Consider the following 21808-nt stretch of genomic DNA (forward strand, 5'->3'; position numbering starts at 1 on the left):
CCATGCGGAGGCCGACCGGTTCCTGCGTCTGCATGATGGTTCGGGAACGCAGAGGACGTACGCGTATCTGCTGGTGGACCATCTGCGGTGGCTGGAGCGGGAGTGCTTGGCCTTCGCCGCAATCCAACTGCGTGACCTGGAACGGTACATGGGCCTGGTAGGTGCAGAGGTCCGCATGCCGCTCGGCGAGCCGTGGCGGGTCGGCAAGCGCCCCTACGGCCGGTCCGCGTTGTCGATCGCGGCGGCTTGTCTGAAGGGCTTCTACCTGCATCAGTCCTGCCTCGGCATCAACGGCGAGCTCGGCAGGAAGCTCGATAAGTCGCGGCTGCCGTCACGGGTGGACCGGCGCCGTTCGTTCCTCGGGCATGTGAAGTCGTCGCTGCCCACAAACCCACTGGCGCCGAAAGGGCCGGACCGCCGGCATCCGAAAATGCTTCCGGACGGCGCCCGGGAGAGGCTGCTGGAGACGGTGAACGCCGCCCGGGACCGGCTGGTTGTCACCTGGCTCTCCGACGGGGGCTTGAGGATCGGTGAGTTGTGCGGGCTGCACCTGGTCGACCTGCACTTGCGCGAGAACGCGGCCTGCGGCGAGTGCCGCGCCCCTCACCTGCACGTCTGTCACCGGCCCGGCAATCCGAACCGGGCCGAGGCCAAGAGCAAGCACCCCTGGCGGGTCAAGCACGGCATCGTGACCGGCGGGCTGATCAAACGGGTCAGCCCCGCGATGGTGCATACCTACTTCGAGTACCTCACCACCGAGTACCCGCGCGGCGCCGGGCACGGCATGCTCCTGGTCCAGCTGCACGGCGCCTATACCGGACAGCCGTGGGCGCCGGTCGGGGCCCGGCGGATGCTCGGACGGGCTGGGAAGCGCGCCGGACTCGGGATCGTGAAACCCCATGCCTTCCGGCACTCGTTTACTTCCGCGGTTCTCGACGCCGCCGACGGCAACCTGTTGATCGCCCGGGACGCCGGCGGCTGGGCCTCGGCAGCGATGGTGGATGAGGTCTACGGACACGTCGATGTCCACGACCCGGTCTTCGACGCCGCCCTGCGCACGGTCTGGGGTGAGACGAAGTGACGGCGCCGTCGCTGCTGCCGCAGCAGGATGCCCGCACGCGACGGGACCGGCTGGAGGTGCTCACCGCGCTTACCAACGGGCCAGAGTTCGACCCGGTGCTGCGCGGCGGGGTGCTGAAGATCCCGCCGACGCACCCGGTCTATCCGTGGAGCTGCACGGTCGTCGACTGCGCGCGGCCCCGCTGGAGGCGCTACGCAATGTGCTCGGTGCACGCCGGGCAATGGCAGGAGGCGGAGGCGCGCGGCATGAGCCGGGCGCAGTTCCTGCGGACCGCGGAGCCACTGCCGGCCACGGAGATGCCAGAGGCGATGATGTGCCGGATCTGCCCGCAGCGTCCGGCGTTCAGCCTGCAGCTGGTGCTGTGCTTCCGGCACCGCAACCGGTGGCTGAGCCACCTGAAACGGCACCCCGGCGGGGGCGAGGCGGAGTTCGAACGGTGGCTGGCCGACCAGCCATCGCTGCCGGGCTACGGTGAGTGCCGCGCTGACGTGTGCGACGAACTGGCCGCCTCGCCGCTGGGGTTGTGCGGCGCGCACGAGCGCGGCTACATCCGGGCCGGGCGGCCGGGCGGGGCGAAGCTGCCGAAGAACTTCTTCGCCACCTACGAGCGCCGTGATCGCCCTGTCCCGGTGACCTGCGAGGACGCAGTCGCCTTCCGTGCCTGGTGCCGCGCACAGCTGCCGGTGCACCGCACCGGAACGGTCAACCTGCGCGGGCTGCGGCCCCTGCTGAGGGCGGAGTTGCAGTGGGGCATGTATGTCCACGGCCTGCAGCCCGTCGCCGTGTGGCACCTGACGTGGGTGCAGTCACTCGCGGACGAGTGCCAGCGCCGCGACGTGGACTCCCTGGCTGGCCTGGATGCGTCCGTCTTCCGCCGCGCCTACCACCAGCGCATGGTCCAGGAGATACAACAGGCCCTGCGGAAGATCTACTTCAGCCCCTCCGACACCCGGGACGCCGGCTACATCGAGACCGAGCACTTCGGGGTGCGCTTCCCCCACCGCTCCAGCTATGTCGACCTGACCTGCATCACCCAGCGGTGGCTGCGCGACCTCTTGTGGGATCACATCGCCGACGTGCTGCGCTCGCCCACCTGCCCGCGCAGCGCCCAGCCGGTGGACTTCGTGCGCCGCGCCGGCGCCGAACTGTCCGCGTTTTTGGAGGCGGAGGCGCCGGGCGGCGGCCACGACCCGTCCGTTATGCGGGGCGAGCACGCGCACCGCTTCGTCGCGGACCTACGCAACCGCGAACGCCTCGGCCTGGCCTTCCGCGGCCAGGCTCGCCTGGACGGCAAAAGGGCGAAGGTCACCGAGAACTCGCGCCGGCTGGTGTTCAACTACGGCCGGTCCCTGCTGCGCGGCGCGCTGGACAGCGGCAGCGCCGAGCAGATCGGCCTGGACCGCGCCTTCATCGCCGCCATGCCGGTCGGCGGCCCGGGCACGCCCCGCAGCCGCAACCCCTTCCCCGACGAAGTCGCCCGGGCGCTTGCGGACGAGGCCAACCTGCAGCAGCTCGCAGATGGCTACGACCCGCACGACCGGGGCCTTAGGGATATGTGGGAGACCATCATCGTCACCGGCCGGCGCGCCAGCGAGGTCATCCAACTCCGCCTGGACTGCATCGGCCGCTACGGCGGGCTGCCCCTGCTCTGGCACGATCAGACCAAGGTCGGCAACCTGAACGCGGCCGTCCGCATCCCCGACCATCTCCTGGACCGGCTCGAAGAACGCCGCCAAAAAACCCTGACCCACTACGCCGACCGGCACGCCGGCCGCCCGCCCACTGCTGCCGAACGTGCTCACCTGGCCCTGTTCCCCACCGACATCCTCAACCCTGACGGCCGCCGCGCTTTGTCCTACACCTGGTTCCACACCGGCTTCCGCAGCTGGATCGCCGAGCTTGACCTCGGCGGTCACTACGTCGCCCACCAGGCCCGACATACGCTGGCCACCCGGCTGCTGCGGCACGGCGCGAGCCTGACCCACATCCGCCGTTATCTGGGACAGGTCAGCGATCGTATGGCGGAGCACTACGTCCATCTGACCAGCTCCGATCTGGAGAACGTGCTCCAGCACGTCTGGGTCGCCGGCCCCGGTGCCGCCCAGCCCGGCGAACTCCTGGCTGGGGGCACCACCCCGCTCTCCCGCCAGCAGGCCCAGGCCCTGGCGATCGACCTGTCCCGCCGCAGCACCCCCGCGGAGGGCGGCTTCTGCACCTTCCAGCCCGTCGTCGACGGCGGCGCCTGCCCCTGGAACCTCGACTGCCACAACTGCTACAAGTTCGTCCTCTCCGGAGCCGACCTCCTCTACTGGCGCCGCAAGCGCGAACAGTGGCGACTGCTGGCCGAAGGCGCCCCCGATGACGCCACCGCCGACTACCTCCACCGCTACTTCGAGCCCACCGCCCGCGCCATCGACGGCCTGGAGAAGGCTCTGGCCGGACTCGGCCTCCTTGATGAAGCCCTCGCCCTGGACCTGCGCAAACCCCAGGACTACTTCCACCGCGTGTGGTCTACCGCCTTCCGCGCTACCGACCTCGCCGACGCGGGCGACGACGAGCAGAGCGAGTACAGCGATACGTGCACAACCGACGACAACGACCCCGAGCAGGACGTCGCATGAACACCGCCACCGTTCCCGAACCCCGCACTGCTGCCGCCCTGGCGGCCCGCCGACGCAAGACCGAAGCCGCCCTCCATCGAGTCCACGAGGCCATCGCCCGGCTCCGTCGCGAGAAATCCCAGATCAGCGTTGCCGCCGTCGCCCGGCGGGCAGACGTGTCCCGCACCTTCCTCTATGACAACCCTGACGCCAGAGCCTCGGTCGCCAAGGCCATAACGGAGGCGAGTGAACGCCGCGGGCAGATGCTTGCTGCCCAGGACGACGAGCGCGAGGTGACCTGGCGCGAACGGGCGCTGAACGCCGAGGCCGGCCTCAAGGACGCCCACGTCGAGATCCTCGCCCAGCGCACCCGCATCGGCGAACTCCTCGGCCAGGTCCGCGACTTGGAGGCCGAGTGGACTGAGGAGGCCATCCAGCGGATCACCACCGAGAACACCACTCTCAAGCAGCGCGTCCGGCAGCTCACCACCGACAACCGCACCCTTGACGAGCGGCTCAAAGCCGCCCGCTCCAACCTCCGCTTCCAGGACCGACACGTCGCCGACCTCGAAGCCCGCCTCACCGGGCCGGAACCACCGGCCTGATCGCATCCTGCTGGCATCTCATGGCCCGTCCACCGTCCCGATGGACGGGCCATCCCACAAGCCTCCGCGACCGGGGCTGCATCAGCGAACCTTTGCCCTGTTGCGGTGTGACGCGCTGATCGGGAACGGATCCTGATCAGCGCGTCGCGGACTGCAGGCGGCTGTATTAGCCGAGGTGCCGGGCGAAGAACCGGACCGCGCTGTCGGCCTCGAACCTGGGCAGCTCCTTGTGCTTGCCCGAGTTCACGTGCAACGACTTCTCCTTCGAGGCGAAGGCATCGAACAGCGCGAGACCCTCCTCACGCGAGATGTGCTCGTCGTCCCACTGCAAGTCGAACTCGATCGGGATGGTGATCTGCTTCGCCTTCTCGGCCAGGACATCGGGCCAGTGCTGACCGAAGACCGCCGCGGTGATCCTGGATTCGATCGCCACGAACGGTACGCCGATCGCGGTGCCCATGTTGATGCCCCAGAAGCCAACAGGCCCGTCGGTGCCGATCTCCGGAAGTTCCTGAAGCGCGTCCAGCATCGCCCGGTACTCGGGCACGGCGAGCTCCGCCAGGTGGTCGTTATAGCGCACGACGATCGGGCCTTCCGGCTCTCCCGCCGTCCTCGCCCGGAACAGCTCGGCGATTTCCGCCTCGTCGTGCGCCGTGCGTGGCCGGTCGCCGTGACCGGGCGCGTCTATGACGGCGACGTGGAAGCCACAGTCAGTCACGAGGCGCTGGGCGCGGCCGGACATCGCCGGGTGCTTCTTGTGGTTGCCGCCGCCGTGGGCCATCAGGACCAGGGGCGCGCGATCGGCTGCGCTGGAGGCCGGCGACCAGAGGACGCCGGGGACGTCGCCCAGGGTGAAGTCGCGCTCGACCATGCCGTTCAACGACGACTCGGCAGTGAACTGCAGAGAGTACATAGGTGTTGCCTTTCGGGAGTGCCTTGTTGTCGAGGCGCTCCCGACGACCCCTACGTCAATCGCCGACCGTGACGGGAAGGGGGAGCACCCACGTCGATACAGCGTTCATGGGTCTCACCTCCTCGGGCGGTGTCACGGTCGACTGAAAGCTACCAGCCCGATGATCACCCCTTCTATCCCTTTTCCCCGGCCACGTGATCAGGGCGAACGGCTATGCGAAGTGGTCAAGAGGGCGAACGTTGCTTGATGCGGCTCTAGTTACGGCAACGACCCCATCCCGTCGTCACGAACATGTAGTCTATGAATCGCCGCAGTTCAGAGCCGGTGCATGAGCTCCTGCGGTCGGTAAAGTCGAGTACAAGCGCTCCCGCGATCAGAACGTTACGAATCAGGCGTTGTCGTATCTGTCGTGGCTTCATGACCATCACCATGAGTTCGCGAGCCTGGTCAAGGAGCAGCTCGGCGCCGAGGCGGCCGAGGTGATCGACTGGAGCAATCCTCGACTCGTCTGCATTGCCGGGGACTTCACGCACCATGACACGGTGGCGATCGAGATGATCGGCCGTCGTATCGACTTGGTGAGCTACCGGGTCTTCGACGATGTGCTGACGCTGCAGCTGGTCGCCTCCGTTGCCGGCGCCGCCTCTCCGGCTCAGGGAAAGTCACCCACCACGTCCCGAGTCGCCAGTGCGGCTTCGCCGAAGTCGGTGCAGCAGTACCTGGACGAGTCACCGCAGGATCTTCAGGATCTGTACGCGGCCCTCGACGACGTTCTCCTGTCGCACGAGGAAGTGCAGAAGGAGACGCAGCTGCACTACATCGCGTATCGACGGATCAAGAATGTCGCCACGGTGCGCGTCCAGCCGCGGAACCGCATGCTCGTGGTCAACCTGAAGCTAGATCCGGATGCCGTGGAGCTGGAGGAGGGCTTCTCTCGCGACGTTCGCGGGCTGGGGTGCTCGGGAATCAAGGATGGCGTGGAGGTGCGCATCAGATCGCGCGAGCATCTCGCACGAGCCGGTGACCTCATCCGGCAGAGCGTCGAAGCAGGCTGATCTCGAACGTCAAGGGCGGTTGCGTCATCGGGATTTCGATGCGCAACCGCCCTTTTCTGCGTTCTAGCCCGGTCTGCCAGGGCATGTCGCTCTCACTCTTCGGGCCCGACGAGTGCGAAGTCGTCCTGGGTCAGGACGTTGCGAAGGCGCCGTTCGGCAATGCCGGCATAGTGGTCGGAGAGCTCCACGCCCACGAAGTTGCGGCCTTCCTTCAGGGCGGCGATGCCGGTGGCCCCTGAGCCGGTGAAGGGGTCAAGGACGGTGCCGCCGGGCGGGCAGACCTGGACGAGCTGCTGCATGACCTCGATGGGCTTTTGGGTGATGTGAACGCGGTCCTTGCGGGGCTGGGAGGCGATGAAGTGGCCGGGGAGGTAGAGGTCGCGGGTGTTGTCCAGGGTGCCCTTGACGCCCCAGAGGATGAACTCGGAGTCCTGCTTCGGCCCGCCCTTGCGGGGCCGTGAGGCCGGCTTGATCCACGGCATCTTCCCGTGCCAGGTCCAGCCGGCCATTTGCAGGGCGTCAGACGTGGTGGGGTCCTGCCTCCAGTCGGAGAAGACCATGACGACGGCGTGTTCGCGGCTGGCGCGGTATGCCTCGGTGAGCAGTTCGGTCAGCCAGGCGCGGTAGGAACGCTGGTCGCGGTTTTCGCCGGGGAAGTTGGCGAGGTCGTGGCGGGCGTCGCCGCTGGTGTACTTCGCTCGGGCGGTGCGGGCGGTGCGTTCGGAGCTGGTGCGTCCGCCGGAGTTGTACGGCGGGTCGGTGATGACGGCATCGACGCTCTCGTCCGGGAGGGACTTGAGGGCGGTGAGCGCATCGCCTCGGTGCAGGATGTACGACGACATTCGGCGGATCTCTCTTTCTGGAATACGGCCACATGCACGCACCCGTGGAACGGGATATGCGTGCAAGAACCGCTCGGGACAACCGCACAGGCGGCTGACTGGGGCGCGCAGTGGGCTGGAGGTTAGCGCCTTTTTCCGGCCGCACCCAATGACGTGATCTAGCCCGCCTCTTTTCATGATCGCGGCACGTTTGGTGCGGCCGGATTTTGTCTCTACAGTCTCGGCATGTTCGCAGGATCGGCCCCGGCCCCAGCCCTGTTGAGCTGTGCTGATGCGTGTTGCCTCGTCCAATCGGCGGCCCGTTCGGCACCCGTGAAAGCCCTGATGGACGCGACGGAGAGGAATTCACCGTGTGGCGCCTGAGATTACGAGAGCGGCTGGCTGCCGCATTGCGATAAAGGGTCCAGCGCTTCGGAGTTAGCAGCTCCGAAGCGCGGCCCTCCCTTCGGGGACTTTCGAGTGTTTATCCGGTGTGGTGCCGGTGGCCTTTTCGACGAGAACGCTGGCACCACGCTGCCTACGAGTAAGGAGCTGCTGATGCAGCATGCCCAGGCACGCCCCTCGCCCGAGCCAGATATCTGGATACGCCAAGCGTCCGGTGGTGGGCTGTGAAGAAGGTCGCCGCGATGGCCGGCGGCGTCGCCCTCGCCCCGGTGCTGCTGATCGCGCCCATCGGCGTTGCCCTGGCCGGCGCCAGCAATGCCCAGGCCGCCTGCGGCGAAGCCAGTGCTGGTGCCGGTGCGGTGTATGCCAAGGCCGTGGCCAGGCAGGTGGAGTCGATCCTCAAGGGCGGCGGCAAGGGTTCGGTATCCGTTGCGGACCTGGATAACCCGAAGGAGCAGATACCGAACGCCAAGACGATCCTGGCCACTGGCGTGGCGATGAAGGTTCCCGTACGCGGACAGATCGTCGCGCTGGCGACTGCGTTGCAGGAGTCGGGGCTGCGGAACTTGTCCTACGGCGACCGGGATTCTCTCGGCTTGTTTCAGTAGCGTCCCAGCCAGGGCTGGGGTACCGCGCAGCAGGTCCGGGATCCGGTGCACGCCTCGACGAAATTCTACGAGGGGCTGCTGAAGGTCTCGGGCTGGCAGTCGATGACCATCGCCCAGGCCGCGCAGGCGGTCCAGGCGAGCGGGTTCCCGGATGCCTACGCCAAGTGGGAACCCCTGGCCACAGCGCTCCAGAAGGCCATCGCCAAGAACCTCCCCACCAAGGGCGATTCCGGCAAAGACGCCGAGCCGGAGGTCCCGTCTGGGGGATGTGGGACGGGAGGCGATGGGAGCGGGTTCGGCCCGATTCCGGCCGGGTCCGTCCCCAAGGGCTACAAGATCCCGGCCGATGCGCCCAAGTCCGTTGGTACGGCGATCCGTTGGGGGCTCGGTCAGCTCGGCACCGCGTATCAGTGGGGTGGCAGCTGTACCGATCCGCGCGGTCAGGACCCGATGGGTCGTTGTGACTGCTCGTCGTTGATGCAGGCGTCGTACAAGGCCGGTGGGGTCTCGATTTCCCGGACCACGTACACGCAGGTCAAGGAGGGTGAGGCGGTCAGTGTCGATGCCCTCAAGCCTGGCGATCTGCTCTTCACCCGTGGCACGGCAGCGGTGCCGGAACACGTCGGGATGTTCATCGGCCAGGGGCTGATTTTGCAGGCCCCGCGAACCGGCGACGTGGTCAAGATCTCGACTCTCGCCTCGTGGCGGCCGGACATTCTCGCCGCCCACCGAGTCGCCTGACCGGCCCCGCTCCCCCTCTCCCCTTTTCTCTCCCTCCCCTTCCGGGCCGTCGCATGCCCAAATCCGCACTGGAGTTCCCATGAAGCTCATGCAGCACGCCCAGTACCTGGCTTACAACCCCGGCGTTACGCCGAAGCAGGGCGGGCTTCCCGGTCTCGATGTCCTGAAGAACGTGATGGGCAGCATCAACCTGTTCGGCATCATCGCCGCGGTCGGAGCCCTGGTCATCTCCACGGTCGTCTGGGCCTGGGGCCACCACAGCGGCGGCCACCAGGCAGAGGCCAACGGCAAGAAGGGCACGGCCGTTGCCGCCGGATGCGCCCTGCTGTTGGGTGCGGCCAACGGCATCGTCGCGTTCTTCTCCGCGATGGGAACGCAGGTCCACTGATGCCGAAGCAACGTCTCCGCATTCCCGAGGAGCGCACGTACGGAGAACCGGCCTCGGTCCTGCGGCGCTCGCTGATCGGCGGCATCATCCTCGCCGTGCTGCTGGCCGTCGCCGGTCTCGTCGCGTATCTGAACCGTACGGACAACCCAGCCTCGGCCAAACCCTCCCCGCCGTCAACATCCGCTCCGGAGTCGTCACGCTCACCCGAAGCGCCTTCCGGCAAGGGTGTGGCTGTCGCGGCGCCGCCGAAGACGAGCGATCCGATCGCGTTCGCCAAGGCAGCCACGAAGGTCCTGTGGGCGTACGACTCCCGCTCGTTCTCCCAGGCCGAGCATCTGGCCGGGCTGAAACGGTGGATGACCGGCGAGAAGAAGTACGCCGACTGGAAGTCCGTCACCGACCAGGTGCCCAGCCCGGTGCTGTGGGCGCGGATGCACGACAACCACCAGCACGCGAGCGTCGACATCGGCGAGGGCCACTTCCCGCAGGCGTTCAAGACCGCTCTGGCCCAGGATCCCGGTGCGATCACCGAGGCGTACGTCTACGCCGTCACGGTCACCGGCAACCAGACCCTCGCCTGGCAGGGCTCGGGAGCCGGGGCCGAGGCCCGATCAATGACCCTCGCTATCCAGTGCCGACCGCACCAGAACTGTGCGCTGGCCGCCGTCCTGCCCAACGCCGCGCCATGACCACCCTCAACCCGGATAAGGAGGTGCCCTGATGGGAGCCTGCGACCTTCCCTTGATGAACTCGGTCTGCGACGCCGTCGGCGGCGTCGTCAGTTCCACCGGCGAGGCGGTCACCGACGGTATCGGTGCCTGGATCGCCAAGTCGATGGGCGAGGTGGCCCAGTCGGCCGCCGACCTCGCGTCCAAGGCGGTCGACAAGACTACCGCCATCGACCTGAACGCCGAGTGGTTCCGCATCAACTACGAAATGCTGCTGCCGATCGGGTTGATCCTGACGGTGGGCACGTTCTGCCTGCAGCTCACCCGTGCCGCCTGGCGACGGGACGAACGTGCCCTTGCCCAGGCCGCGTTCGGGACCATGGTGGGCGTCTTCTTCGCCTTCGCCGCCATCGCCTGCACCACCGTCGCCATCACCGTGGTCGACGCGCTCAGTGCCGGCCTGTTCAAGGCCGCCAACAGTTCCGTCGATGACGCGGTCCGCCGCATGATCAAGGTCAACGAGCTGGGGGCGATGTACGGCCTGGGCTGGGGTGTCCCCTCGATCATCGCGCTTGGCTGCGCGATCGGGGCGTTCTTGTACTGGGCCGTGATGGTCGCCCGGAAGGTCGGCATCCTGGTCCTGGTCACGCTGGCGGTCTTCGCCGGTGCCGGCGGAGGCTGGGAGGTGGCCAAGCGCTGGCGGCGCGGCTGGATCGAGGCCACGGCCACCCTGGTGGTCAGCAAACTGCTGATGACGATCGTGTTCTTGCTGGGCGTCTCGGCCATGGGCAAGTCCGACTCGCACGGTGGGCTCGCTGCCCTGTCGGATGCGATCGCGGGCATCGTCGTGATGGTCCTGGTGATGCTCTGCCCCTACGCCACCTACAAGTTCATCCACTGGGCCGCTGACGGCGGGGGCCACGATGACCTGCACCGCACCGGCGTCGCCGGTGCGGGAGTGGCGGCCGGTGCGGCCAAAACCGCAGCCCAGCTCGCCATGCAGACGGGCACCGGGACACCTGCTCCGCAGGGCCCGTCGAAGGTGCCGGGCCAGGGCACGGATGGCGTCGCCTCCGGCATCGACCCGACCGGCGGCCCGAGCGGTGGCGGAAAGCCGAAGCAGACCCGCTTCCGCTACGGCGAGGACCCCAACGCCACCGGCGACAAGGGCCGAGCGCTGATCCAGCGGCCTCCCACGGACGGGGACCGCGGCCAGCCCCTGATCCAGCGCCCCGGCCAGCCGACCACCTCGGGCGCGGCAGCTTCGGCGCCAGTTTCGTCCGCGCCGGGCGCCTCGGCGGCGGGTACCCGGATGGATCCGCCAGCGCCACGGCCCAGCGGGTCGCCACCGGCAAGTGGGCCTCCTCCGCAGGGCGGCAGTACGCCCCAGCGGTGGATCTATCCCAAGCCACCGGGTGGATCGGGCTCGTAGCCCTCATCTGACGGGGGCGGGCGCCTGCCGCGGTCGGCCCGCCCGCCCCCGTCTCCCCTTCCTTCTTTCTCACCACGTTCCAAGGACGGCTTCGCCATGCACCCCGACTTGTCCACTTCCGACGGCCCGGCCACTGTGAAGTTCCCCCATCGCTCACGCCGCGGTGTACTGCTCGGCCTCTCGGTCGCCCAGCTTGTCGTCGTCACCCTCACCGGCCTGGCCCTGCTCGCGGTGCTGATGCAATCCGGCGTCACCGGGGCGCTAAAGCTCCTACCGCTGTGGGCGGTCATCCTGGCGGCGGTCTTCATCCGTCACCGCGGGCGGTCGCTCGCCGACTGGGCACCGATCGCCCTGCGATATGCGCTGCGGCGTTTCAAGGGCCAGCTCATCTGGCTCGCCCGCCCCTCCCGCCGACCGCGACGTGAGGGCCTGCTCCACCTGCCGGGCACGGCCGCCTCGCTGCGGGTGGTCACCTCGCCCGACGGCCAGCTCGGTGCCGTGCATGACCCGCACCATGGCACCCTGACCGCCGTGGTGAAGGTATCGTCCCGCGCCTTCGCCCTGCTGGATCCGGCCACCCAGACCAGCAACGTCGGAGGCTGGGGCCGCACCCTGGCCGCTCTGTCGCGCACTGGTCACATCGCTCGGGTCCAGGTGCTGGAGCGGACCGTGCCCGACTCCGGCGATGCGCTCAACCGCTACTGGAGCGAGCACGGGAACGCCGACACCCACCTGGCCGGCCCCATCTACAGCGATCTGCTCGCCGCGGCTGGTCCCGCAGCAGCCCCGCACGAGGCGTACGTCGCGCTCGCCCTCGATCTCAAGGCCGCCCGACGTCTGATCAACCAGGCCGGCGGCGGACTCACCGGCGCCTTCGCCGTCCTGTCCCAGCTCACCTCCACGTTCGACCAGGCCGCCCGCAACTCCGGTCTGACGCCCAGTGGCTGGCTGGGGGCGAGTGAGATCGCCGCCGTGATCCGCACCGCGTATGACCCGAAGGCGTCCGCGGCCCTGGATCAGTGGTCCGAGGCCGGCCGACCGCAGGCCGACCCGGCGGCTGCCGGCCCGGTCGTCCTGGTGGAGAAGGCCGACCGGATCCAGACCGACTCGGCCCGCCACGCCACGTACTGGATCGAGAACTGGCCCCGCATCGAAACCAGCCCCGGGTTCCTGCACCAGCTCCTGTTCACCTCCGGGGTGCGGCGCACCCTGTCGCTGTCCTACGCGCCCAAGGGGCTGGACGCAGCGCTGAAGGATGTGCAGCGCAAGAAGGCCACGGTGATCGCGGATGCGGCCGAGCGGCAGCGCAAGGGCCAGGTCGACTCCGAAGAGGACTCCGTCGAGTACGCCGACATCAAGAACCGCGAGCGCCAGCTGATCGCCGGCCACGCCGACGTCGCCCTGACCGGCCTGCTCACCGTCAGCGCCGACAGTGACGAAGAACTCAACTCCGCCTGCGCGGCGATCGAGACGGCCGCGGTCTCCGCCCTCCTCGATCTGCGGCTGCTGACCTGGCAGCAGGCCGAAGCCTTCACCAACGCCGCCCTCCCGCTGGCCCGCCCCTAGCGCCCCAGCACCACCACCGCGCTCAACCGAAGGGCCACTCCCCAATGCCGACCGATCCCCTGCCCGACCTGGCTGAGGACTTCGTCCCGTTCGCCACCGCAGCCCTCGACTTCCACCGGGCGATCAACCTCCCCGCCGGACCCGTGGCCGCACACCGCACCGAGGTGGACGCCCTCCACGCCCACCTCACCGCCCTGTACGGCCTGCTCGACACCCACACCGCCCGCACCACCCCGGTGGCCGAGGCCGAGGGCGATCACCTGCGGGCCTGCCGGATCCGGCTGTGGCAAGCCGCCGAGCACCTCCACGACGCCTACCACGCAGCCGCCCACCCCGGCACCGACCGCCCCCGCACGCGGGAGGCGTGCCGGGCCCGGCTCCCCGAAGGCGCGCCCGAACTCACCATCTGCCAGCGCCACCTGGCCACCTCCGCGCACGTCCGCCGTGCCCACACCCCGGCCGATCTGCGCGACCCGTTCACCGGCCTGACCCGCCACTGACCTGCTGGAGCACCGCCAACATGCCCAACCACACCCGCGACCGTGCCAGCGCCAGCCCGCTGTTCGTCCCCCGCAAAAGCGACCGCCGCACCGCCCGCGCGGCCCGTGACCAGTTCGCCGCCGCCCGCGAACAGGCCCGCCATGCCGCGCGTCCCCAAGCCCGCCTCGCCGAACCGGGCATCGACCCCGAGCTGCGGGCCACCTACCCGGCCGCCGGGCGTCCCGGCCCGTACTCCGCCCGCGGCGGCCATCTCAAACTCCCCGCCCACCGGATGACGACTGCCACCGCGAGCGGCGCGTACCCGTTCCTCGCCGAGGGCGGCCTCGGCGCCCAGGGCATCTACATCGGCCGCGACGTCCACGCCGAAGCGGCGTTCACGTACGACCCATTCGCGCTGTACGGGCGCCTCGACGGATTCACGAATCCGAACATCCTGCTCGCCGGGATCATCGGCATGGGCAAGTCCGCCCTGGCCAAGTCCCTCGCCCTGCGTGCCGTCGCCTTCGGCTACCGCATCTACGTCCCCTGCGACCCCAAGGGCGAGTGGACCGTCGTCGCCCAGGAGCTGGGCGGCCAGACCATCGCGCTTGGCCCCGGCCTGCCCGGACGACTCAACCCCCTGGACGCACCCGCCAGGCCGCACGGCGTCAGCGAGGAGGACTGGGCCAACGAGGTCCGCAAGCGGCGCCTTCTTCTTCTCGGTTCACTCGCGAAGACGGTCCTGCGGCGGGATCTGCACCCGATGGAGCACACCGCTTTGGACGTGGCGCTCGACCAGGCTGTCACACACGCCGAGGCGAGCGGCACCACGCCGCTGCTGGGCGACGTCGCGCACATCCTCGGCTCTCCCGAGCGGCTCGACTCTGCTCTCGGCGACCTGACCGGGCGGCTCGGGCACGCAGCCGAAGACCTGGCCCACGCACTGCGCAGGCTCGTGCACGGTGACCTGGCCGGGATGTTCGACGCCCCCAGCACCGTGGCCTTCGACCCCAGTGCGCCGATGCTGTCCATCGATCTCTCCCGCCTGGGCGGGGCCGGCGACGACACCGCGCTCGTCCTGGCCATGACCTGCGCCTCGGCATGGATGGAGTCCGCGCTCGCCGACCCCACCGGAGGGCGGCGCTGGGTGATCTACGACGAGGCATGGCGCGTCATGCGCCACGTCGCCCTGCTGGAGCGCATGCAGACCCAGTGGAAGCTCTCACGTGGCCTCGGCATCGCCAACCTCATGGTCATCCACCGCCTCAGCGACCTGCTGACCGCAGGAGATGCCGGCTCCCGGGGCCGGGCGCTGGCCGAAGGTCTGCTCACCGACTGCTCGACCCGCATCATCTACCGCCAGGAAGCCGACCAACTCACCTCCGCCGCAGCCCTGCTGGGACTGACCGGCGTGGAGACCCAGGCCGTGTCCGCCCTCACCAAGGGCCGGGGCCTGTGGAAGGTCGCGGGCCGGTCGTTCATTACTCAACATCTCCTTCACCCGCGCGAACGGGAGTTGTTCGATACAGACGCCCGGATGTCCGCCTGAGCGCATTCGCGGGCCGGGCTCATGCCTCGGAGGGAGCCGAAGCCGCACTTCGGCTCCCTCCGCCCCCTACCAAGCATCTGAAGGAATCCATTCCCATGCCTCTGCAGATCACCATCCGCCGTGCCGTACGTCGGCTCGTCCAGCTCTACATCGACGCCGCAAAGGCCAACGCCTCCCACAGCCACATCCCTTTGGCCACAGGCCCCTTCGGCATCCTGGATGAGACTCGCCGCACGAGTGCGGCACACCAGGTAACCGCTGGTGATCGCACCGGGACCCGTCATGGCTGAAGCGACGCGCCCCAACTCCGTCGCACGAGCTGTCCAGAGTGAGATCACCCGCCCGTCCCACCGGCCGCAGGAACGTGCGGATCTCGCGCTGTTCGCCGAAGCACTCGCCGCCCGCCTGCCGGGCTCGTGGACCGCAACCACCCGCGAGCACGCCGAATACAGCGACCAGTTCCCGCTCCGCGAGCGGCTGTGGGGGTTCGGGCATGCCCGCTGGGCCCTGTCCGAGTTCGTACTGCAACGGGACGCCGTGCTCACCAGCGACTCCGGCTTGGAGCTGGTCGTCGTCGACCGTCCGCTGCGCAGGCACGAGTTCCTCGTCGCCGCCCTCGCCCCACAAGGGATCAACGTCACCGGCGCTGTTAAAGCGCCCGACGGCATTGTCGTCAGTGCCGACCCAGCGCGGGCAGCCTCCGTCGTGGCTGACCGGCTGCTCCCCCGGTACGAACAGGCCGTTCATCAGGCACGGATCGAGCATCTCGCCGGATCCGTGGCTGCCGGTGAGCGCGCGCTGGCCGAGTGGGATGCCGTCTCGGACAGCTTGTGCGACGCCGATCACTGGCCGCTCGATGACCGCTACGGCCTGCGCCAGCAGCAGCGGGACGCCGAGATGTGGGCCCAGTTCGCCCCCTTCCTCGACCACGGTCCGGCCCTTCTGTCCCAGGCCGAGGAGACCCTCCCGCTCCTGGATCCCGCCGATCGTGCGGCCGGACGCTGGCCGTACCGGCTGCGGGTTCTGCGCGAAGCGCTGGACGGCGGCGCACGCGTCCAGGCGGACTTCCAGGTCATCGCCGATGCGCTGGTGCCCGGCCACCCTCGCGCCAAGGAGATCTTCGACAGGGCGGTCGTCGAGCGTAATGCCGAGGGTTGGGACTGTTCCCTGACCTGGACCGATAACGCCAGCGCGCTCGTCGAGATAGCACGGGCCGAGCAGGCACTTGAGCGCAGTCCGAAGAGGCTGAAGCGGTCGGTGCAAGCTGAGGCAGCCCGCGCCCGGTCGCCACTCGACGCCCGGAAGTGCACCGCGCCGACGCAGGAGGCCGCCTCACGGCTGGCCGACCGGCAGGGGCACGACCGCCGGCCTCGCTCGCGCTAGCGCATTTTTCCGGCATCACCAAACCCGTCTTCAGATCGCATCCTCGTCGTCCGCACGGCCCCAACCTCTGCGAGGTGCATTACTCGTGGCGGAAACACGTCCGCACATCACCGTCAGCCACCACGACCGCTTCGGCGTCGTGGCAACTGCTTCGCACGAAAACCACGTCGCCGACCACATGCTGCGGCGGGTCGGCTTCGAGCCCCTGCCCGGCAGCAACCTCTACGCCCTCACCGAACCGAACCACGATCCGACCCGCCGAGGACAGCAGGCGGTCCAGTCCCTGCGGGCCGCGCAGTACACGGTCACTTCAGACGCTGCGTACGACCTCAATCCCCACGCCCCGCTCACCGCCCACCAAGGTCTTGGCCGACTGGAGAATCGTTCCGCCGCGCAGGTACCCAGTGCCGGGCAGGCGGCCTTCGCTTCCGCCCGCGCGCTCGACGCTGACATACGGGCTGCTCAGATCGTGGTGCACGACCAGGTGCGTGACCGTGAGGGCACCCTGCGCGCGGTCGGCACGGACGTACGTACCCGCGAGGGACTGCTGCTCCGTGGCGAGGGCGATCTGCGGTACGTCGAGTCCCGGCTGGAGCACACCGGCCGGGCGTTCGACGTCTTCTACGCGATGCCCGGCAATGAGCGTCGTGATCCGAGGTCGTCGATGATGCAGCGCGCTCAGGCCGCCACCGCCATCTCCCCGGCACGCGCAGGCGTCGCAATGCCGCAGCAGCCAGCCGCCGCCGTCGCCTACCGCCCGGCTACCGCCACCCAGCAGCCGGTCCGCACCCGCTAACGCGCCGATGCCTCGAAGGAGTCTTCGTGATGAACCTGCCCCACGAGCCCGACGTTGCCTTCGGAGTTCACCCCGATCTTGGTGTGGGCGCCGCGGTAGCGGATGACCGGCCGCGCCTGGACGAGGTCCTGCGCAAGCACCACTTCCGCTACAGCCAGGACCTGGACGTCTACCTCCTGCCGGACGGCACACCACACAACACCGCGCTCCGGACCGTGGCCGCCGCCACCCGCGAATTTCAGGAAGCCGGCCTCTCTGTCGCCGCCGATCCCCGCATCATGCTGCCGCCTCCCGTCCCCACACCGGACGGCGTGACCGCACGTACAACGCAGCCTGGGCAGTCGTCGACCGCGCTGACCGGCGAGTTGCACGAGCTGCGTCGCTCGGCCGACGTCGCCGATGTGCTGGAGCAGATCCTCGATGAGCACCACGGTGCCGTCGGCGATCTGGAGGAGTTCATCGACACCGCTGCCGCCTGGTGCGAGCGACTCGATACCCCGGGCGGCAGGGAGTTGGGCCAGCGCCTGCGCACGGTCGCGCACCGTGTCGCCTTCCTCGGCGACCGGTTGGCCGACGCGCAGCTCGATCTGTCGGTCATGCCGGATGTGACACCCAACGGTGCTCCGCCGCTGGCTGACGTTCCGCTCCCCAGGCGGCACGAGGTCCCCGCCGTCACGCACACCGCCCGTGCTCGTGCGGCGGTGGAGTCCTCGCCGAAGCGCCCAGCCGACCTTGCTGGGGACCCGGGGGAAGCACCCCGCCCCACGGCCGCGCCGCCCAGCCCCCGCCGTACACGCTGACCACCCCTTTCGATCCTAGAAGCACAGAAGAAGGAGTTCCTGTCATGGCCGTCAAGACGCTGTGGAGCATTGACCACGCCTGTGGACACACCGCCGAGGCCGACCTTGCCGACCGGTCGGCCGACCGGCGTGCGGGCTACGCCCGCTGGCTCTCAGCACGCGACTGCTCTGTTAACTGCACCATCCTCACCTCGTTGGTCACGGCGTAACAGGTCGCGATCAAGGAGCAAGTGATGGATGTACGCGATGAGTTGATGGAAGGGCAACGGGCCATCCCTCGCCTCGGACGAGTCGTGGAGGTCAACCGGGCACATCCGCCGTACGTGATGCTCGATGCGGCGGGGTCCGAGGTCGAGCCAGTCACCGCGTTTCTGCGGGACCTGGCACTTGGGGATTCCAGCCCGCTGACCTGCCGCAGCTACGGCTACGGCATGCTGCGTTGGTTCCGCCTGCTATGGCTGCTGGGCACCGGGTGGGAGCGGGCGACGGAGTCGGAGGTCGCGATGCTGACGGGTTGGCTGCGCTCGGCCGCCAACCCGCAGCGCCAGCGGCACCGGGCCGATGCTGCGGTGGCCGGGACGGTCAATCTCCGCACCGGCAAAGCATCCCTGGGCGCCGGATACGCGCCACGCACCATCAACCACGCTCTGACGGTGATCAGCGGGTTCTACGAGTTCCACGCGCATCAGGGCCGCGGCCCGGTCGTCAACCCGGTGCCGCACTCGGCTCAGCGGCGCCGGGCGCTGGGGCACCGCAGTCCGCTGGAACCCACGCCGGTGGTGGGCCGGGCCCGGCTACGGCAGCGAGTGCCCGACCGGCCACCGCGGTCGATCCCCGACCGGCTGTGGGACGAACTGTTCACCGCAATGAACTGCGACCGGGACCGGGCACTGCTGGAGATCTACGTCTCCAGCGGCACCCGCGCCGAGGAACTCCTCAGCGTCACCGTCGGCGACATCGACTGGTCCGGTCAGCGGATCTACGTGATCACCAAGGGCACCCGGGCCAGGGAAGCAGTCCCGGTCTCCCCGCAGGGCCTGTTCCGCCTGGCCGTCTACCTCGACGCGGTCGGCACACCCGCCGGTGGCGAACCGGTCTGGCGGGCCCGCCGAGGCCCCGACCGTCCGCTGACCTACTGGGCCATGCGCCGGGTCATGCAGCGGGCGAACACCCTGCTGGGAACGAACTGGTCCCTGCACGATCTACGGCACACCGCCGCCTACCGCATGGCCAATGGCGGAAAGCTCACGCTCCCCGAAGTCCAGACGATCATGCGGCACGCCGACATCCAGACCACCAACCGCTATCTGGCCGTCCGCATCGAGGAACTCTTCGACAAACTCACCGAGCACTACGCCACGCCCCGACCTGCCCGGCACTACCCCGCGGGCTACGCCGCCGCGGACATCGAGGCGGTGTTCGGTGGCTGACCTCGCCCGTCCCACCACCGGAGTCAGCCGCCGCCACACCCACACCGGCGACGAGCCGGCCTTCGCCAGCCGCCTCGTCTCCAGCCAGATCGAGGCCCGACCGGCCTTGGCGACCACCGTGCCGCGCCCCTTCGGGGATCTGTCCGCCGCCACGCCGCAGCTCATCGGCCAACTCGCGCACGACGCCTCACCGGCAGCCTCCGCGCGGACCGCCGAGCAGCACCGGGCCTCCACCCGGCGCGTCCTGGCCTACCTGGGCGGGTTCGAAGGGAGCACCTGGCAAGAGCGCTGGGATGCCAGCCCCCTGGGCCGCGGCGAGATCACCGCCGCCGATCTGGGCACCAACCGGGCCGGCCAGAAATACAGCGTCGGCGTCAGGGCTCTGTTCTGCCTCCGCGTCGTCCAGCCGACGCTGCTGGTGATGAAGAAGCACAACTTCAACGGATTCCCTGCCCAGTTCATCGCCGCCCAGGACGATCCCCTGCTGGAGAAGTACGCCGCCCAAGTCGCTCACCATGACTTCTCCTGGCCCCACAAACGCGAAGCGCTCTTCGACGTGTGCTGCCTGCTCGCCGTCCAGGGCATCGGCTTCGCCGACCTCACCCCTGCGGCCCTGCTCCACCACGCCCACGCCTCACGCACAGCGAAGACTGCCCTGCGGCGCGGCAAGAAAGACGCCCACGTGTTCGCAGGTCACGCTGCCTGGAACGTCCTGCACGCCATGGGCCACTTCCCGCCGAGCACACCCGCCACGCTGCGTCAGGCCCTGCACCGCGGCCAGCTCACGCTCGAGGAACTCGTCGACCGCCACGCCATCCGCAACCAGGGCGTCCGCCGGCTCCTGCTCGACTACTTCCATCGCCGCAAGTCCGACACCGACTACGCCTCCCTGGTCAACCTCGTCCGCAACGTCGCCCACAACTTCTGGGCCCGCATCGAAGAGATGAACCCCGAGCAAGCAGATCTGAACATCCCGGCCGACCTCTACAGCGCCTGGCGCCAGAAGATCGGCATCCGCCACGACGGCAAGCCCCGCATTGGGGTCGACACCATCGTCATCGCCGTCCGCAGCTTCTACTACGACCTGCACACCTGGGCCGCCGACGAACCCGAACGATGGGCTCCCTGGGTCGCCTCATGCCCTGTCCCGCCCAGCGAACTACGCGGACTGGCCAAGCGCCGCCGCCGGATCAACGAGCGCTCCGCCGACCGAACCCGCCTGCGCCAACCACTCCTGCCGCTGCTCGTCCGACACGTCGAGGAGCGCTACGACCGCACCCGCACGCTCCTGGAACACGCCTCAGCAGCCGCCACCGACACGCCCTTCACCCACGGAGGCCGCACCTACCGCCGCATCCTGACCGAGGAAGACCTCACACTCGCCCGCGCCGGCCACCGCACCCCCGTCCGCGTCCGCGACGACACCGGGCAGCTGGTCCAGATCGAAGCAGAGGAAGAGACAGCCTTCTGGGACTGGGCCACGCTCGAAACCCTGCGTCACTCAGGCGCCCGCATCGAGGAGATGTGCGAGGTCAGCCACCTCAGCATCCGCCACTACCAGCGCAACAACGGCGAGATGGTCGCCCTCCTGGTCATCAGCCCGTCCAAGACCGACCGCGAGCGCGTCATCCCGATGTCCGCCGAACTGTTCCACGTCATCGCGTCCGTCATCCGCCGGCACACCCGCGACGGTAACTCCGTCCCGATCTTGCGGCGCTTCGACCCGCACGACAAGGTCTGGAGCCCGCCGATGCCGTTCCTGTTCCAGCGCAAGATCGGCTCCACCCGCAACGTGATCAGCCCCGTGACCGTCCTGAGCATGCTCGAACGACGCTGCAAGGACCTCGCTGACGACAATCCCGCGTTCAGCTCGGTCAAGTTCACCCCGCACGACTTCCGCCGCATCTTCACCACAGAGCTCGTCAACAGCGGACTGCCGATCCACATCGGCGCCACTCTGCTCGGCCACCTCAACATCCAGACCACTCGCGGCTACGTCGCCGTGTTCGACGAAGACGTCATCCGCCACTACCTCGCCCACCTCAACGAACGCCGCCAGCTCCGCCCCGATCATGAATACTGCGACGTCACCAGCGACGAGTGGGCCGAGTTCGAAGAGCACTTCGACAAGCGCAAGGTCGAACTCGGTGCATGCGGACGCCCCTACGGCACCCCCTGCCAGCACGAACACGCCTGCATCCGGTGTCCCATGCTCCAGGTCAGCCCGAAGATGATCGGCCGACTCGACGACCTCGAAACGGACCTCATCAACCGCCGGGCCCGGGCCGAAACCGAAGGCTGGCGCGGCGAGACCGAAGGCATCGACCTGACCCTCACCCTCCTGCGAGCCAAGAGAGACGAAACCGGGCGGCGCCTTCGTCGGCCCGTCGTCAATCTCGGCATCCCCTTCCCACGCACCACCACGCCACCGCAGGAGACCACACCATGACCCCCTTCATATCCATGCATGCCGAAGCAAGCGGTTCT

The 21808-nt window shown here is 68.8% G+C and carries 19 protein-coding genes and 1 pseudogene; 18 read left to right on the forward strand and 2 right to left on the reverse strand.

The features are described 5' to 3' along the window. The first annotated feature begins 106 nt into the window (after positions 1 to 106). Genes ACZ5XZ_RS19985 through ACZ5XZ_RS19995 form a run of 3 tightly spaced genes read left to right on the forward strand, consistent with a single transcriptional unit; the run spans position 107 to position 4286 of the window. Positions 107 to 1081: a tyrosine-type recombinase/integrase gene (locus ACZ5XZ_RS19985; protein WP_468979727.1), complete on the forward strand. Its 975-nt coding sequence runs from the start codon at positions 107 to 109 to the stop codon at positions 1079 to 1081. Continuing rightward, a complete protein-coding gene (locus tag ACZ5XZ_RS19990) occupies positions 1078 to 3702 on the forward strand; it encodes a tyrosine-type recombinase/integrase (RefSeq protein ID WP_468979729.1) in 2625 nt (874 codons plus the stop codon). The genes ACZ5XZ_RS19985 and ACZ5XZ_RS19990 overlap by 4 nt, the downstream gene beginning before the upstream one ends. Continuing rightward, positions 3699 to 4286: a DUF6262 family protein gene (locus ACZ5XZ_RS19995; RefSeq protein ID WP_468979731.1), complete on the forward strand. Its 588-nt coding sequence runs from the start codon at positions 3699 to 3701 to the stop codon at positions 4284 to 4286. The genes ACZ5XZ_RS19990 and ACZ5XZ_RS19995 overlap by 4 nt, the downstream gene beginning before the upstream one ends. A gap of 166 nt (positions 4287 to 4452) precedes the next feature. On the opposite strand, the gene ACZ5XZ_RS20000 is transcribed toward ACZ5XZ_RS19995, so the two are convergent. Next, the gene (locus tag ACZ5XZ_RS20000; RefSeq protein WP_468979733.1) at positions 4453 to 5199 is read right to left on the reverse strand and encodes a dienelactone hydrolase family protein; all 747 of its coding nucleotides are present in this window, start codon (positions 5197 to 5199) and stop codon (positions 4453 to 4455) included. 395 nt (positions 5200 to 5594) lie between these two features. On the opposite strand from ACZ5XZ_RS20000, the gene ACZ5XZ_RS20005 reads away from it, so the two are divergent. Next, positions 5595 to 6254, forward strand: a complete 660-nt coding sequence (locus ACZ5XZ_RS20005; RefSeq protein ID WP_468979736.1) for a DUF5655 domain-containing protein — start codon at positions 5595 to 5597, stop codon at positions 6252 to 6254. 92 nt (positions 6255 to 6346) lie between these two features. On the opposite strand, the gene ACZ5XZ_RS20010 is transcribed toward ACZ5XZ_RS20005, so the two are convergent. Beyond that, positions 6347 to 7096: a DNA-methyltransferase gene (locus ACZ5XZ_RS20010; RefSeq protein ID WP_468979738.1), complete on the reverse strand. Its 750-nt coding sequence runs from the start codon at positions 7094 to 7096 to the stop codon at positions 6347 to 6349. Positions 7097 to 7704: 608 nt separating this feature from the next. Here ACZ5XZ_RS20010 and ACZ5XZ_RS20015 point away from each other — a divergent pair. The 14 genes and pseudogenes from ACZ5XZ_RS20015 to ACZ5XZ_RS20080 all read left to right on the forward strand — a co-directional run bounded on the left by ACZ5XZ_RS20015 (position 7705) and on the right by ACZ5XZ_RS20080 (position 21770). Continuing rightward, positions 7705 to 8829: pseudogene (locus tag ACZ5XZ_RS20015) on the forward strand (C40 family peptidase). Between the two features lie 79 nt (positions 8830 to 8908). Continuing rightward, positions 8909 to 9217: a DUF6112 family protein gene (locus ACZ5XZ_RS20020; RefSeq protein ID WP_468979739.1), complete on the forward strand. Its 309-nt coding sequence runs from the start codon at positions 8909 to 8911 to the stop codon at positions 9215 to 9217. Continuing rightward, positions 9217 to 9906: a hypothetical protein gene (locus ACZ5XZ_RS20025; protein ID WP_468979740.1), complete on the forward strand. Its 690-nt coding sequence runs from the start codon at positions 9217 to 9219 to the stop codon at positions 9904 to 9906. Before ACZ5XZ_RS20020 ends, ACZ5XZ_RS20025 begins: the two co-directional genes overlap by 1 nt. Positions 9907 to 9937: 31 nt before the next feature. Beyond that, complete coding sequence (locus ACZ5XZ_RS20030; RefSeq protein WP_468979742.1) at positions 9938 to 11317, forward strand: SCO6881 family protein; 1380 nt, start codon at positions 9938 to 9940, stop codon at positions 11315 to 11317. A gap of 96 nt (positions 11318 to 11413) precedes the next feature. After that, on the forward strand, positions 11414 to 12883 hold the full coding sequence (locus tag ACZ5XZ_RS20035) for an SCO6880 family protein (RefSeq protein ID WP_468979745.1): 1470 nt from the start codon (positions 11414 to 11416) through the stop codon (positions 12881 to 12883). Positions 12884 to 12927: 44 nt separating this feature from the next. Then, complete coding sequence (locus ACZ5XZ_RS20040) at positions 12928 to 13383, forward strand: DUF6238 family protein (protein ID WP_468979748.1); 456 nt, start codon at positions 12928 to 12930, stop codon at positions 13381 to 13383. Between the two features lie 20 nt (positions 13384 to 13403). Further along, positions 13404 to 14912, forward strand: coding sequence for an ATP-binding protein (locus tag ACZ5XZ_RS20045; protein ID WP_468979750.1), 1509 nt, complete (start codon positions 13404 to 13406; stop codon positions 14910 to 14912). Between the two features lie 95 nt (positions 14913 to 15007). Continuing rightward, the gene (locus tag ACZ5XZ_RS20050) at positions 15008 to 15202 is read left to right on the forward strand and encodes a hypothetical protein (RefSeq protein WP_468979752.1); all 195 of its coding nucleotides are present in this window, start codon (positions 15008 to 15010) and stop codon (positions 15200 to 15202) included. After that, positions 15195 to 16295 (forward strand): hypothetical protein, encoded by a 1101-nt coding sequence (locus ACZ5XZ_RS20055; RefSeq protein WP_468979755.1) that lies wholly within the window; start codon positions 15195 to 15197, stop codon positions 16293 to 16295. The genes ACZ5XZ_RS20050 and ACZ5XZ_RS20055 overlap by 8 nt, the downstream gene beginning before the upstream one ends. Positions 16296 to 16380: 85 nt before the next feature. After that, on the forward strand, positions 16381 to 17091 hold the full coding sequence (locus ACZ5XZ_RS20060; protein WP_468979757.1) for a hypothetical protein: 711 nt from the start codon (positions 16381 to 16383) through the stop codon (positions 17089 to 17091). 29 nt (positions 17092 to 17120) lie between these two features. Next, a complete protein-coding gene (locus tag ACZ5XZ_RS20065; RefSeq protein WP_468979758.1) occupies positions 17121 to 17891 on the forward strand; it encodes a hypothetical protein in 771 nt (256 codons plus the stop codon). Positions 17892 to 17935: 44 nt separating this feature from the next. Further along, the gene (locus tag ACZ5XZ_RS20070; RefSeq protein ID WP_468979760.1) at positions 17936 to 18100 is read left to right on the forward strand and encodes a hypothetical protein; all 165 of its coding nucleotides are present in this window, start codon (positions 17936 to 17938) and stop codon (positions 18098 to 18100) included. A gap of 24 nt (positions 18101 to 18124) precedes the next feature. Further along, a complete protein-coding gene (locus ACZ5XZ_RS20075) occupies positions 18125 to 19321 on the forward strand; it encodes a tyrosine-type recombinase/integrase (protein ID WP_468979762.1) in 1197 nt (398 codons plus the stop codon). Next, positions 19314 to 21770 (forward strand): tyrosine-type recombinase/integrase, encoded by a 2457-nt coding sequence (locus ACZ5XZ_RS20080; protein ID WP_468979764.1) that lies wholly within the window; start codon positions 19314 to 19316, stop codon positions 21768 to 21770. Before ACZ5XZ_RS20075 ends, ACZ5XZ_RS20080 begins: the two co-directional genes overlap by 8 nt. The last annotated feature ends 38 nt before the right edge of the window (positions 21771 to 21808 follow it).

This window comes from Streptomyces sp. NPDC033270 (assembly GCF_055576575.1).